At 70.7% G+C, this 13,235-nt stretch carries 15 protein-coding genes; 8 read left to right on the top strand and 7 right to left on the bottom strand.

Features of this window, described 5'->3' with window-relative positions:
* The first annotated feature begins 129 nt into the window (after nt 1-129).
* Nucleotides 130-1,272 carry a glutathione-independent formaldehyde dehydrogenase gene (locus tag ACYVJE_RS21680; protein WP_461145906.1) on the top strand — a complete coding sequence of 381 codons (1,143 nt, stop codon included), beginning with the start codon at nt 130-132 and terminating at the stop codon, nt 1,270-1,272.
* 188 nt (nt 1,273-1,460) lie between these two features.
* On the opposite strand, the gene cynS is transcribed toward ACYVJE_RS21680, so the two are convergent.
* On the bottom strand, nt 1,461-1,901 hold the full coding sequence (cynS, locus tag ACYVJE_RS21675) for a cyanase (RefSeq protein ID WP_461145905.1): 441 nt from the start codon (nt 1,899-1,901) through the stop codon (nt 1,461-1,463).
* A gap of 339 nt (nt 1,902-2,240) precedes the next feature.
* Here cynS and ACYVJE_RS21670 point away from each other — a divergent pair, with 339 nt between their 5' ends.
* A complete protein-coding gene (locus ACYVJE_RS21670) occupies nt 2,241-3,086 on the top strand; it encodes an MBL fold metallo-hydrolase (protein ID WP_461145904.1) in 846 nt (281 codons plus the stop codon).
* Between the two features lie 304 nt (nt 3,087-3,390).
* On the opposite strand, the gene ACYVJE_RS21665 is transcribed toward ACYVJE_RS21670, so the two are convergent.
* Nucleotides 3,391-3,558: a hypothetical protein gene (locus ACYVJE_RS21665; protein WP_459156258.1), complete on the bottom strand. Its 168-nt coding sequence runs from the start codon at nt 3,556-3,558 to the stop codon at nt 3,391-3,393.
* Nucleotides 3,559-4,064: 506 nt separating this feature from the next.
* Here ACYVJE_RS21665 and ACYVJE_RS21660 point away from each other — a divergent pair.
* The 3 genes from ACYVJE_RS21660 (at nt 4,065) to ACYVJE_RS21650 (ending at nt 5,521) form a co-directional block, all read left to right on the top strand.
* On the top strand, nt 4,065-4,418 hold the full coding sequence (locus ACYVJE_RS21660; protein ID WP_459156257.1) for a hypothetical protein: 354 nt from the start codon (nt 4,065-4,067) through the stop codon (nt 4,416-4,418).
* Between the two features lie 31 nt (nt 4,419-4,449).
* Nucleotides 4,450-5,046, top strand: coding sequence for a hemerythrin domain-containing protein (locus ACYVJE_RS21655; RefSeq protein WP_461145903.1), 597 nt, complete (start codon nt 4,450-4,452; stop codon nt 5,044-5,046).
* Between the two features lie 220 nt (nt 5,047-5,266).
* Nucleotides 5,267-5,521, top strand: coding sequence for a DUF6480 family protein (locus ACYVJE_RS21650; protein WP_461145902.1), 255 nt, complete (start codon nt 5,267-5,269; stop codon nt 5,519-5,521).
* A 372-nt stretch (nt 5,522-5,893) separates the two neighbouring features.
* Here the strand turns inward: ACYVJE_RS21650 and ACYVJE_RS21645 are convergent, their stop codons facing one another.
* From ACYVJE_RS21645 to ACYVJE_RS21630, 4 genes are read right to left on the bottom strand one after another with little or no spacing between them, the layout of a single operon-like run.
* The gene (locus ACYVJE_RS21645) at nt 5,894-6,064 is read right to left on the bottom strand and encodes a hypothetical protein (RefSeq protein WP_461145901.1); all 171 of its coding nucleotides are present in this window, start codon (nt 6,062-6,064) and stop codon (nt 5,894-5,896) included.
* Between the two features lie 40 nt (nt 6,065-6,104).
* Entirely contained in the window at nt 6,105-7,559 is a 1,455-nt protein-coding gene (locus ACYVJE_RS21640; protein ID WP_461145900.1) for a sodium:solute symporter family protein, read from the bottom strand.
* Nucleotides 7,559-7,777 (bottom strand): DUF3311 domain-containing protein, encoded by a 219-nt coding sequence (locus tag ACYVJE_RS21635; protein ID WP_461145899.1) that lies wholly within the window; start codon nt 7,775-7,777, stop codon nt 7,559-7,561. The genes ACYVJE_RS21640 and ACYVJE_RS21635 overlap by 1 nt, the downstream gene beginning before the upstream one ends.
* Nucleotides 7,774-9,462 carry an amidohydrolase gene (locus ACYVJE_RS21630; RefSeq protein WP_461145898.1) on the bottom strand — a complete coding sequence of 563 codons (1,689 nt, stop codon included), beginning with the start codon at nt 9,460-9,462 and terminating at the stop codon, nt 7,774-7,776. The genes ACYVJE_RS21635 and ACYVJE_RS21630 overlap by 4 nt, the downstream gene beginning before the upstream one ends.
* Before the next feature lie 320 nt (nt 9,463-9,782).
* Between ACYVJE_RS21630 and ACYVJE_RS21625 the strand changes: the two genes are divergently transcribed.
* Nucleotides 9,783-10,019, top strand: a complete 237-nt coding sequence (locus tag ACYVJE_RS21625; protein WP_461145897.1) for an SDR family oxidoreductase — start codon at nt 9,783-9,785, stop codon at nt 10,017-10,019.
* 122 nt (nt 10,020-10,141) lie between these two features.
* Entirely contained in the window at nt 10,142-10,732 is a 591-nt protein-coding gene (locus ACYVJE_RS21620; RefSeq protein WP_461145896.1) for a copper chaperone PCu(A)C, read from the top strand.
* A gap of 71 nt (nt 10,733-10,803) precedes the next feature.
* Here ACYVJE_RS21620 and ACYVJE_RS21615 read toward each other — a convergent pair whose 3' ends face one another.
* On the bottom strand, nt 10,804-11,043 hold the full coding sequence (locus tag ACYVJE_RS21615) for a hypothetical protein (RefSeq protein ID WP_459156248.1): 240 nt from the start codon (nt 11,041-11,043) through the stop codon (nt 10,804-10,806).
* 491 nt (nt 11,044-11,534) lie between these two features.
* Between ACYVJE_RS21615 and ACYVJE_RS21610 the strand changes: the two genes are divergently transcribed.
* Nucleotides 11,535-13,211 (top strand): DUF2339 domain-containing protein, encoded by a 1,677-nt coding sequence (locus tag ACYVJE_RS21610; RefSeq protein WP_461145895.1) that lies wholly within the window; start codon nt 11,535-11,537, stop codon nt 13,209-13,211.
* Nucleotides 13,212-13,235 lie beyond the last annotated feature (24 nt).

The raw sequence follows: 13,235 nt of genomic DNA, 5'->3' as shown, positions 1-13,235 counted from the left end.
TGCCCCCCCCCCCCCCCTGCGGGGCGGGGTCGTGGTTCGGCCGCTCCGGCGACAACGACCAGGCGGTGGCGCTGGCGGGCGTGCCGATGTTCGTCTCGGAAGCAGCGCATCGAAGAGAGGAGGAGGGGCATGAAGGCCGTGGTGTACCAAGGGCCCTTCGACGTGGCAGTTCAGGACGTCGACGACCCGCGGATCGAGGCCCCCACCGACGTGGTCCTGCGGATCACCTCCAGCGCGATCTGCGGTTCGGACCTGCACATGTACGAGGGACGCACCGACGCGCAGCCGGGCATCGTGTTCGGCCACGAGAACATGGGGGTCGTCGAGGAGGTCGGTTCCGGGGTGACGACCGTTCGCCAGGGCGACCGGGTGGTCATGCCGTTCAACGTGGCCTGCGGCTTCTGCACCAACTGCCGCGCGGGCAAGAGCGCGTTCTGCCTGACCGTCAACCCGCCTGGTGCCGGCGGCGCCTACGGCTACGTGGGGATGGGCCCCTACTCGGGCGGGCAGGCGGAGTACCTGCGCGTGCCGTTCGCCGACTACAACTGCGTGCCGCTGCCCCGGGGGGAGGAGCACGAGAGCGACTTCGCACTGCTGGCCGACATCTTCCCCACCGGCTACCACGCCACCGAACTCGCGGGTGTGCGCCCGGGGGAGACCGTCGCCGTGTACGGCGCCGGCCCCGTCGGCCTGATGGCCGCCTACTCGGCGATGCTCAAGGGCGCCAGCCGGGTCTTCGTAGTCGACAAGGTGCCCCACCGCCTGCGGCTGGCCTCCCAGATCGGAGCTGAGCCGATCGATTACACCGAGGGAGCTCCCGCGGAGCAGATCATCGACGCGCTGGGCGCGGACGGGGTCGACCGGGGCATCGACGCGGTCGGCTACCAGGCCACCGCCGCCGAGGGCGAGGAGCAGCCCGCCATGGTGCTCAACCAGCTGGTCGACACCGTGCGCTCGACCGGTTCGCTCGGGGTGGTCGGGCTCTACCTGCCCTCCGATCCCGGCGCGCCCAACGCGCACGCCGCCCGGGGCGAGCTGCTGTTCAGGGTCGGCCGCTTCTTCGAGAAGGGCCACAAGATGGGCACCGGACAGGCCGACGCCAAGGCTTACGCCCACAAGCTCCGCGACATGATCATCGCGGGCCGGGCCAAGCCCAGCTTCGTGGTCTCCCAGCAGCTGCCGCTGGCCAGCGCACCGGACGCCTACGCCCGCTTCGACCAGCGGGAGGAGGGCTACTCCAAGGTCCTGCTCCAGCCCGGCAAGGCAGCGTGACGCGATCGCGGGAGCACCGACCCGGGAGGCCGCACCGCACGGGCGGGGCACGGCGGGAACACCCGGTCCTGAATCGCCCGGCGCGGACGCTCCTCCCGCGTCCGGTCGTGTCTTGTCCCGGGACGGGGATCAGCAGATCGAGGTGGGACGGTTCCCGATCGGCCGTCCCACCGCGACGCGTGCGCCGGTTACCACTTGTAGGGGAGGAACTTGCCGTCCAGGGTGATCTGCACCCGGGGACCCTCTTCGGCGTCGACGCGCTGCACGTCCGCGCGGAAGGTGATGGCGCTCATGATTCCGTCGCCGAAGTCCTCGTGGATGAGCTCCTTCACGGCCGGTCCGTACACCTGCAGGGCCTCGTAGAGCCGGTACAGGGTCGGATCGGTCGGCGGAAGCTGGTCGAAGCTGCCGCGCGCGGGGATTTCGGTCAGCACCGCGACGGCGTCCTCGGGCAGGTCGAGCAGTGACTGCAGGCGCCGCGCAGTGCTCCCGTCGAAGGGGTGCTGGCCCAGCAGCGCGGCCGTGGTCCACACCCGGTCCGTGCCGAGCTCCTCGGCGATGCCGCTGAAGGACAGCTTCTTCGCCCGCTTGGCCTCCAGAACGGCCTCGGTGGCCTCGGATCGACGCATCGACGTTCTCCTTCCCGTCCGCGAGAGGTCCGTGCACGGCGCCGCCGCACCGCAGGGCTTTCCCGCGGGAGCTGGGGTGAGCGCCGCGCCGTCCACCGTGCCAAGCTGCTTCCCCGCGAGCACCACGAAGACGCGCCGTTCACCGGCACGGCACCCGGTCCCGCGATCGATGCGTTCCTGGGGCGCAGCAGCGCGTTCGGCGGACCGCGCTGGGACAGCAGTTCCGCGTCCGCGCGCCGCGGCCTCCCCGCGCCGCTCCGGTGCGGGTTTGGCGGGACGCTCACCCCGGGCACCTGATGCGCGTGGAGGGTTGAGCACCGCACGTGAGGAGGCTCCGGCGTGACTGCACCGCTGACGCTGCCGGCGACCGAGCCGGGCGATCTCGCCGAGGGCAGCGTGTACTTCATCGGCAACGCGACCACGCTGATCCGCTACGGCGGGTTCACGATCCTGACCGACCCGACGTTCCTGCACGCCGGCGACCACGTGCACCTCGGGCACGGCATGTACGCCCGGCGCGAGGTGGAGCCAGCCTGCCGGATCGCCGACCTGCCGCCGCTGGACTTCATCGTGCTCTCGCATCACCACGGCGACCACTTCGACGACGTGGCGGCCGAACAACTGGACGCGGACGTGCCCATCATCACCACGGAGCACGCGCTGGGGCTGCTGTCCGAACAGGGTTTCAGCCAGGGGTGCGCGCTGGACACGTGGCAGTCCCGAACCGTGACCAAGGGCGAGAACGCGGTGCGTGTCACCGCCATGCCGGCCAAGCACGACCCGGACCCCGTGACGGGCATGCTGCCGCCCACCATGGGCAGCATGCTGGACTTCGGCCGCGGTGAGGACCGGTCCTTCCGCCTCTACATCAGCGGGGACACCCTGCTGCACGACCGGCTCCACGACATCCCGCAGCGCTACCCCGGCATCGACCTGGCGCTGGTGCACGCGGGTGGGACGACCCTGCTGGGCACGGTGGTGACCATGACCGGCGAGCAAGCCGTCCGCGCCGTGGAGATCGTCGACCCCCGCCACGCCGTGCCCATCCACTACAACGACTACTCGGTCTTCCAGTCCGGACTGGACGACGTGGAGCGAGCGGCGGCGACGTCCTCGACCTCGGCGGAGTTCCACTACCTCAACCACGGCGACACCCACCACTTCCGCCTGATGGGAGCGGAGTGATCGCGGCGAGGGGCGGGACCACGTGAATCCCCGGGAAGCCGCGCAACCCGCGTGCCCGGGTTCCCGGGGGAGCCACGGCAGCGACGATCCGGGGAGGAGGGATCGGCGACCTCCGGCGCCCAGGTGCGCAGGACGAGGCGGCTGCCGCGTGCCCGGCCGTGTTCCAGGCGCTGCTGCAGCGCCCGGCGGCGGGCCGGGCTGGTGGTTTCCTCCAGCTCGGCGGCCAGCTGCCCGCAGCGCAGCAGCACCGCCGCCGGTCCAGCGGCAGCGCCGGTGGCTGAGTTGCCGCGGTCGCGCGGGTGCGTCACCGCGGGTGCGACCGGTGCTCGGGAAGCTCCCGCAGCCCCTGCTGCAGACGCTCCAGCTGCTGGTCCTGCGGCCGTGTCGGCTGCGCCGGGGTCACCACCCCTCGTTCGCGCCGCAGCAGCGGGTGCAGGTGCGCCTGCGGGGTGCGTCGCGGCAGGGCGCTCATGCCGACCTCCTTCCCGGTGGGAGCAACGCTCTTCGGGGCGTCCTCCTCGCCAGGATATTAGTTGAAGTATCAACGAAAGGGGGTGGTGGTGCGTCCCGTCCCCGCCGTGCGGAGCGCGCGTGAGCGCGCACCGGGGCGGGAACCCCGCGACGGGTCCGGGAAACCCCGTTGCTGTTTAATCCCTTCCGGAACCGGGTAGGGCGATGTCCGACCGGCTGTTGCCGGTCCACCGCGACGCCATCCGGCTACCCGCTCATCGCCAGTTGCGGTGATGAGCCCGCAAGGCCTCCCCGAGCTCGTCGAGCGCACTCGCCTCGGCCCCGCGGTAGCCGGGGCGCTCCGCCGGGCAGCGGAACCGAACCGATTGAGGGGACGGCGTGAGTCACCGCGTTCACTTGGTGCACAGGCTGGGAGCGGCGATCCTGGGTGTTGGTCTGCTCGTCTTCGGCGCTCTGGGCGCAGCCCGTCGAACCCCGTGGGTGTTCGAGAGCGATCCCCTCTGGGGAATGGCGACGAACGGCGCGCTCTCCGCGCTCTCCATCGCGGTCGGGTTCATCCTGGTGGCCACGTCCGCGTGGGGTGGAACGGTCGCATCGACCAGCAGCAGCGTCTTCGGCGTGCTTTTCCTGGTCTCCGGGATCGCCCACCTGGGCATCATGCACACCCAGTGGAACGTGCTCGGGTTCGTGCTCTCCAACTGCCTGTTCAGCATCGTGGTCGGACTGGTGCTGATGTTCCTCGGCCTCTACGGCCGGGTTTCCGGAGGGTTGCCTCCGGACAACCCGTACCGGCGCGCCCACCCCCTCCGGAAGCACCGCCCCGATCCGGACGAGCAGTTGCGCGCCGAGCGGGAAGGATGACGGCTGAAGAACGCTCCCAGCAGGAGGGGACATGGCCGAAGACCAGGGCGGTGTGGCACCGCACCAGGACGAGGACCTCGTCACCGTCCTCACCGCGGATCACCGCGACGTGGAGCGGACGTTGCAGGAGTTCGACAGCAGCGACTCGCGCGAAGAGCAACGGCACCTCATCGGACGGGCGGTCGTCGAACTCGTCCGGCTCTCGGTCGCGGAGGAGCAGTACGTGTACCCGGCCGCGCGCGAGAAGCTCCCGGACGGGGACGAGATCGCCGAGCGCAGAGCCAACAGGAACTCCGAGGACGAGGCGCTCATGAAGCGGGCAACCGAGACGCCCCCGGACGACCCCCGGTTCCAGGAGCTGGCCCGGCAGGTGATCTCCAACGCCCGCGAGCGCATCGAGGAGGACGAAACGATGCTCCTCCCGCGCCTGCGGCAGGCGTGTACCTCCGCAGAGCTGCAGGACCTGGGCAAGAAGGTGCAGATCGCCAGGAGCTCAGCCCCCACCCACCCGCACCCCGCAGCTCCGGACACCTCTCCGATCAATCTCGTGTCAGACCCGGGGATCGGTTTGGTGGACCGCCTCCGGGACTGGTTCCACGGACGTCACACCCCCGCCGAAGGCGGGTAGGTCGGTAGGCGTCCGCGCTGCAGCACTGCCCGCTGGTGGTGCGGCTGCACCGCCGCGCCGGACCCGCCGGGCGCTGATCCGCCGGAAGGGGAAGCGGCGGCCGAACGCAGCGCCGGGACGCAACACCGCTGCCGATCACCTCCGGCGGTGGCCGGGCCGCTCCGGAACCGGCCACCTCGCCGGAGGGGTTCAACCCCCGCAGTGCGGGTATCTCCCGGGCATGCCTCGCGAACAGGAACCAGAGGAAGCTCCGGGCCCCGACCCGGAACGCACTCCCGGACTCGAGGAGGGCGGCTCGGTGCCTCCCGGGGACACACCACCGGAGGCGGCGCAAGCGAGCCGCGCCGTCGTGCCCGAGGAGGGCGAGCCCGCTCGCCGGCCGATGAAGTGGACGTGGCTGGTCGTGATCGGAGTCGTCGTCCTGTTGGTCGCCTCGTTCTTCGTGATGATGGCGGTCGGGCTCCTCCTCGGGTGAGAGCCCTCGCAACGTCCATGACAGCGGCGCCTCCACCACGCCCGGCGCGGTGGAAGCGCCGCTGTCCGGCACGGTGCGGAATGCCGACCATCGGCATCGGGTGCCGCCTCCACCTCGGAGTGCTGGCGGTGATCGGGGAGATGCCGCAGCGGGAACGTCGATCCCGCGAGGAGTTCGCGCAGGCACGTGCCAGGATCGTGCGGTACCTCTGCCCGATGCCTTCGACGCGGTGCTCAGCACCCCGGCGGCCACCACCGATCCCGCACTGCCCTTCTGAACCGCGGCGCGGAACTCGGGGGCGCCGCAGTGCGCAGAGCTGCCGCGGCCGAACGGGGAAGCCGCGGTCCGGCGCCGGCCGCGGCGCGGGGCGGTTCAGCAGCAGGAGGAGGACAGCCGCCGGTAGCCCGGGTGCACTCCCGGGTTGAGTCCCCGGTCGTCGGCGATGCGCGACAGCAGGGCGTGCAACCGCTGGCGCTCCTCGTCATCGAGGCACGTGGTTATGACTCGTTCGTGTTCGGCTGACGCGCTGCCGACCTGCCGCATCAGCTCCTGGCCCGACTCGGTCAGCCGGAAGAGTTGTTGGTCACGAGACCTTCGCAGTTTTCGCACGCCTGTTGGCGCTGCTCCCAGAGGGGCGTTCGAGCGCCACCGGGTCGCGCCGGGTGCCCGGTCGCAGGGCACTTCCGCCGATCGTGATGAGCAGGTTCACCGCCAGGGAGATCAAACCGGTGTTGATGCCGGAGAGGTTTTCCCCGCTGGTGACGTACAGGGCCACGGCGGTTGCGACTCCGATGCTCATGCCGGCGGCGACGGCTCCGGTGTTCGCTCGCCGCGCGTACAGCACTGCGAACCAGCCCGGTACCACCTGGGCCAGCAGCATGTAGGTCAGGTTGAGCACGGTCAGCATCAGCGTGGCCGCGTACAACGTCAGTACCGCACCGAGGACGAGGAAGGCGGCGACCATGGCCGTGGTCCACCGGCGCTGAGCCGCCGGGCGCACATCGGGCACGAGGTTGCGGGTGACCATGCCGCCGATGACCAGCGCGGTGGCCGCTAGCACGAGCACACCGGCCAACCCCGCGGCAGCGGCCACCATGCCCAGCAACCAGTCCGGAAGCAAGTCCCTGGCCGCGACCATGAAGATCCGGTTGGGCTCGGCGACGTCGGGGTAGTGGTGCAGCGCGTAGAAGGCGGCGAAGACCAGGAACGGATACATGAGCATGTACAGCGGCATCCACACAGTGGAGCTCTTGACCGCTCGTTCCGAGCGCGCCGGGAAGATGTAGGCAGCGCCGAAACCGAGGTAGAACACCACACCCTGGAACACGATCGTCGTCATGCTGAAGACCAGGGACTGACCGTGCATGGTCACCGACTCGCGCGGAAGAGCGGCTGGTCCCGTCACGTCACCGACGCCACCGGCTGCCCACACGGCCGCGGCCCCGACCGCGACCACGCCGACGAGCATGAAGGTGTCCTTGAGGATGGATACGAAAGCGGGGGAGCGGATGCCCGAGACCGCGATGTAGACGAATGCGATCCCACCGGCGATCAGCACGGATTGCAGCGGGGAGAGTGGTATCCCCAGACCGCTGAGGACCACCTGCAGGCCGATGAACTGGTACTGCCCCCACGGGACGAGCGCGATCAGCAGGGTCGCGCACGTCATCAGTTCCAACCGCCGACTGGCGAAGTGCCGCCCGAACACGTCGGGCACCGTCATCGCGTCGTACCGGTGCGCGGCCCGCCACACCAAGGGGGCGAGGAAGTAGCCGACGACGTAGGCCAACAGGATGTACCCGAGGAACCAGATCCCGTGGCCGGCGCCTTCGGCGTAGATCCCGCTGGGAAATCCGATCATCGTGCCGATGCTGTAGACCTCGCCGACGGCGAGGAAGTAGATCAGCCACGCGGGAAACGTGCGCCCGCCGACGAGGAAGTCGGATATTCCGCCTTGCTTGCGCTTGCTTTCCCGACCGGCCAGCACCGCGAGCGCGATCGACAGGAGCATCACCCCGGCGAAGATCCCCGCTACCATCAGATTTCCGTTTCGTCGAGGTGGTGATCGCGGTCGAAGAAGCGCCAGCTCACCCACAGGCACGCGGTGGTGAACGGGAAGCACGCGAACATCCAGAAGAACAGCAGCGGTATCCCGAGGACGTGCACCGAGGTGTTCGCCACGAGGGGGATGCCCACGAGAATCGCCGAGGCGGGCAGGAGCAGGCCGATGAAGATGCTGGGCCAGCTGCGAATCATCGTTGACCTCCGGAGGTGCGGCCCTCCGCGATCGGTTCGACGGCGTACACGACCCTCCCGCCCACCAAGGTGGCCTCGACCCGCACGGACTTGAGCTCCTCGGTGGGCACGCGGGTGGGGTCCTGCGAGAGGACCGCGAAGTCGGCGAGCTTGCCGCGCTCGATGCTGCCCTTGCTGGTTTCCTCACCTGCGAGGTGGGCGGCGTCCAAGGTGTAGCCCCGCAACGCGGTCTCGACGTCGACGGACTGCTCCGGTCCCAGTTCCAGACCGTCGCGTGTGGAGCGCGCCACCGCGCACCAAATCCCCTCCAGCGGTGGCACCGGTGTCACGGGCGTGTCGGAATGCAGCCCGTAACGCATCCCGCGCGACCGGGCCGAGGCCAGCGGGCTGATCCGCCGGGCCCGCTCATCGCCCAGGAACACATCTCGATGCCGGTCGCCCCAGTAGTACACGTGCTTGATGAAGAATGACGCCAGCACGTCGTGCTCGGCCATCCTGTCCAGCTGGTCCTCGCGCACGCTCTGGCAGTGTTCGATGCGGTGCCGACGCCCCGTGCCGCCTGGCGCGTCCAACCGGGCGTACGCATCCGTGATGGCTTCGATGGCCGCGTCGCCGTTGCCGTGCACCGCCACTTGCCATCCCGCGGCGTCCAGGTCCGCGATCCGCCGGGACAACTCCGCGGGATCGAGCAGCATCATGCCGTGCTCGTCCGGGGCGCACGCGTAACCCTCGGCCACGCACCCCGTCAGCCCTTGCAGCGAACCGTCGGCGACGATCTTGACGCCCGCCAGGGTGAAGTGCTCATCGCCGAGCCCGGGGACTTCGGTCTCGACGGGGCTCGGCCGGCCGTCACCGAGGCCGGGCAGCAGGTCGTGGAACAGGTAGCCCCGCACCCGGGTCGCCAATGCCCCCTCCGTCGTCAACCGGCGGTAGGCGGACAGTTCCGCGTTGCCGGCCAGCAGACCGATCCCGGTGTCGTGCACGGTCGTGATCCCGTGGGTGGAGTACTCGCGGTCGGCCAGCCGCAGCGCCTCGCATACTGCGTCGACGTCCTGCCCGTTCTGGGAGTTGACCATGAAGGCGGCGGTCTCGAGCAGCAGACCGGTCGGCTGCCCGCTCCTGTCCCTGGCGATGGCGCCTCCCGGCGGGTCGGGGGTGTTCCCGTCGATGCCGATCTCGCGCAGTCCCGCCGAATTGACCACGCAGAAATGGCCGGACACGTGCGTGAGGACTACGGGGGTGTGCGGGGCGGCCCGATCGAGGTCCTGCCGGGTCGGGTGCCTGTTCTCCCCGAGCAGCGTGTCGTCGTAGCGGTAGCCGCGGATCCACTCCCCCGCTGCGGTGCTGCGGACGGCCGCCGCGACCCGTTCGACGATGTCGGTGATCTTCTCGTTCGGCGGAGTTCCCGCATCCACCTGAGCCGCTAGCGTGAGCCCGAAGAACGTCGGGTGGTTGTGCGACTCGACGAATCCGGGTATCACCGTACGGCCCCGCAGGTCCAGGACTTCGGTGTGATCGCCGACCAGTTCCGCGATCGACTGGTTGCTGCCCAGGTCCGCGATGCGTTCCTGCCGGACAGCCACCGCCTCCGCGCGGGAGTTCCGCGGATCGAGCGTAAGCACAGCAGCGTTGAGCAACACCAGGTCCGCTGCGATCCGGTCGTCGGCCACCGACGGTAAGTGCACCAAGCGGTCCTCCTGACTCGCACGTTTCGCCACGACGTGTGCTGGAGCACAATGACAACCGACGCGCTGATCTCCCGGTAGGTCCAGAAATCGTCGTGCAGCTGGTACCAGGACCCGCCGGGAAGGGCGGCAGCGACATCGACCCGATCGTTCCGCGGGCGGTCGACTGCTTCCTGCCGTCCGTCCCGGTGGGAAGGTCCACTGTGTAGTAACTGCTCGAGCGTGGCCGACGCCCTGACCGGCGCGGTCGAGGCCTTCGGGCGCGTCGACGTCGCGTTCAACAACGCCGGCATCGAGCAGCCGCGCAAGCCGGCGGCCGGGTGACCGAGCAGGAGCGGCACCGCCTCGTCGGAGTCGGCCTCAGCGGTGTGTTCCTGTGCCTGAAGCACGAGATCCCGGTGATGCTCGAGCACGGCGGCGGCGCGATCGCGCAGGAGCCGATCGGCCGCACGGGCGCGCCCGAGGAGGTCGCCGCGGCCGTGCTGTGGCTGTGCTCGGACAACGCCTCCTTCGCCACCGGCCGCGCCCTGGTCGTCGACGGCGGCCAAACCGCGTAGTCGGCGCCTCCGGGCGACGCTCCTTCGCTTCGCCCGGGGGCGTTCGACCGGGCGAGATGCCAGCATGGGGGCGCATCGGCACTCGTTCCGGAGTCGTCCGCCATCAGGGAGGCGCTGCAACCGTGATCCGCCCGCAGCACCGCACGACCGCACGCCTGCGACTGGTTCCGGTCGCACTCGGACTCGGCGCCGCCGTCGCCTTCGGAGGGTGCAGCGCCGGTCAGAACGCGGCGACGGAGACCCAGGTCGCGGCCATCAACGGCGGCTCGAAGGACAAGGGCGACATCGCGATGCGCAACGTCCAGTTCACCTTCCCGCGGACCGGCGAGGTCTACCCGGAGGGATCCTCCGCCCCGGTGCAGGGCATGATCATCAATTCGGGGGAGACCGCTGACCACCTCGTCGGGGCCTCCAGTTCGTACGCGGCCTCGGTCGAGGTCAGCGGTGCGACCGAGCTGCCCGGCGACGCCGCCCTGCACGCCTACGGCGCGCCGGCCCCGAGCGCCGAGAACTCCGGTTACGTCGAGCCGCAGCCGCGGCCCGACCAGCGCGAGGTCACGATCACCGTCAACGGTCTCACCGAGGAGATCGGCCCCGGCGTGACCATCCCGGTGACCTTCCGGTTCGCCGAGGCCGGGGAAGTCACCGTGCAGGTGCCGATCGCGCGGGACCACAGCCCGCGGCCCGAGCACGGCAGCCCGCGGCCGGAGTGATGCGTTCCGGCGTACTCGGTCGGGGTCCAGTGCTGTGCACCGGTCGGCGAGAGGTTCCGCGCAGGCGGGGTTCACGTCCCGTGGTTGTTCCTCCCCGGGGATTCGTGGCCGCTGGTGGTGAGTTTCAGGACGATCCAGAGGGCCCCGAGGAGACCGCCGAGCAGCGTCACAGGATTCGCGAGCGTTTCGGCGTAGGTGTTTTCTTCGATTTTCCCGAATCCGGTGAGTGCGGCTCTGCCGAGGAGGGACAGCACTGGGAGGAGGAAGAGGAGGGTGAACAGGCCGAGGAGGGCGGTGTACGTGTTGCGCATGCTGTGAGCGGTCTCCGTCGACGGTGGTTGCAAAGCCCTTCCGGGCGAGTTGGCCACTCTAGCGCTGCATGCGGTGCGTTGCGAATCTGACATTGTGCGCCACGTTCTCGCGGTTCGCGCTCGGCGGCACCACTCACCGATGTCTGAGTAGTTCTACTGGTGTGCGCCCGGTGCTCGAGCACGATCCTGGTCGTATGCCGGACGCAACAGCGGCTGCCAGGCTCGCCGGAGAGGTCGACGAGCTGGGGCGCCGCCTCGCACGAGTCAGCGCCGAGCTGCGAAGCCTGGGCACCGAGCCGGTGCCCGTGCACGATGCCCCCGATCCCGCTGTCCCAGCATCTGACGTCTCAGCGCCCGATGCCTCCGATCCCGACGTCCCCGATCCCGACGTCCCCGACCCTGACGGCTCAGCGCGCGGCGTCCCGACGCCTCCGCAGGGCGGGTCCCGGGCAGGGCCGGTCGCACCGCAGTGGTCGCAGACCGGATGGCCGATGGCCGCGCAACACCCGCCCCTGCCTCCGCAGCACCCACCGCCTCCGCAGTCGACCGCTCCCCGGCGGCGTGCCTCCTTCACCGAGGCCCTGCGGCGGGAAGGGGCGGGAAGCCGGCTGCTCGCCTGGGTCGGCGGTGCGGTCACGCTGCTCGGCGTCGTGCTGCTGCTCGTGCTCGCGATCCAACGCGGCTGGCTCGGTCCGCTGCCCCGGGTACTGCTCGGCGCCGGCCTCGGTCTCGGGCTGCTCGCGACCGGGATGTGGCTGCACCGCAATCCCGCCGGCCGAACCGGAGCGCTCGCGCTGACCGCCACCGGCGTTGCGACGCTCTACCTGGACGTGCTCGCGACGACGGCGCTGTACGCGTACCTGCCACCCGTCGGTGGTCTCGCGGTCGGCCTGCTCGTCGCGGTCGGCGGGCTGCTGCTCGCCGAGCGCTGGCGCTCGGCGCTGCTGGCCATCGGCGTGCTCGTGGGCTGCGTCGTGCTCGCGCCCTTCGCCGTTCGCGGGTTCTCGCCGGACCTGGTGGCCTTCCTGCTGCTGCTCGAGCTGGCGGCGGCACCGGTGCAGCTGCGCCGGAGCTGGCCGGCGGTCGCCCTGGTCGCCGGCGTGCCACCGCTGCTGGCCTCGCTCGGGGCCACGGCGTGGACGGGCGAACCCGGGAGCGGGGCGAACACGGCGGCCGCGCTGGCCGTCTGGGTCGTGACCACCGTCCTGTCCCTGCTCACGCTGCGGCGCCGTCCCGACGAGGCAGGTGCGCTCGCGCTGCTCGCCAGCGCCGCGGTGCCGCCCCTGGTCGCGGCGTGGGCACTTCCGGAGGAGCAGGCCGTGCCGGTGTCGGCTGCGGTGGCGGCCACGCTGATCGGCGTGTGGGCGACCGAGCGCTGGCAGCCCGGACGGGCGGGGGACCTGGCGGGTGCCGCCGGACTCGTCGCTGCACTGCAGGCCACGGTCATCCCGCTCGAGGGAACTGCTCGCGCTGCGGTGCTGCTCGGGGAGGCGCTGGTGCTGGTGCTGGTGGCCGTGTGGGCGCACAACCGCATCGCACTGGCCGGCTCGCTCGGATTCGCGGTGCTCGGCACGATCCTGGGACTCGCGGGGGACCTGCCGCCGGCGCTGCTGCTGCAGTTCGCTCCCCGCGAGCCCGGAGCTCTGGCCGGCGGTGCGTTGGTCGCGGCGCTGCTCCTGGCCGCCGCAGTCGCGCTGCCGTGGGGAGCGTGGCGGATCGGTGCGGACCGCGCCCTGTCGCCCCGCTCACCGCTGTGGTTGCTCATCGGCGGTGCGGCGCTCTACGGCGCCTCCGGGATCCTGCTGTGCGGGGCACTGCTGGTCCTGCCGGACCGCTCCGGCTTCCTGCTGGGACACGTGGTGATCACGGTCTCCTGGACGCTGGTCGCGTTGGGACTGTTCGTGCGCGGGATCAGCGTGCCCGCCCCGCGGGTGATCGGCCTGGTGCTGGTCGCCGCAGCAGTGGCGAAACTGGTGCTGTTCGACCTGGCCGCCCTGGACGGCATGGCCCGCGTGACCGCGTTCCTCGGCGCAGGGCTCGTCCTGCTCGCCGCGGGAACCCACTACGCGCGACTGGTGGCCCGCTCGGAGGGGCGGGCCACGCCGTCGGGCGAGGCAGGCCACGAGGGACGGACAGGGCCCTGCTGCGCGGCGGAACGCTCCACATGACCTCTGGCGAGTGATGGAGTGGTG

The organism is Salinifilum aidingensis (genome assembly GCF_054782015.1).
The sequence above is the reverse complement of the archived record's forward strand: the minus strand, read 5'-3'. Positions and strand labels throughout refer to the sequence as shown.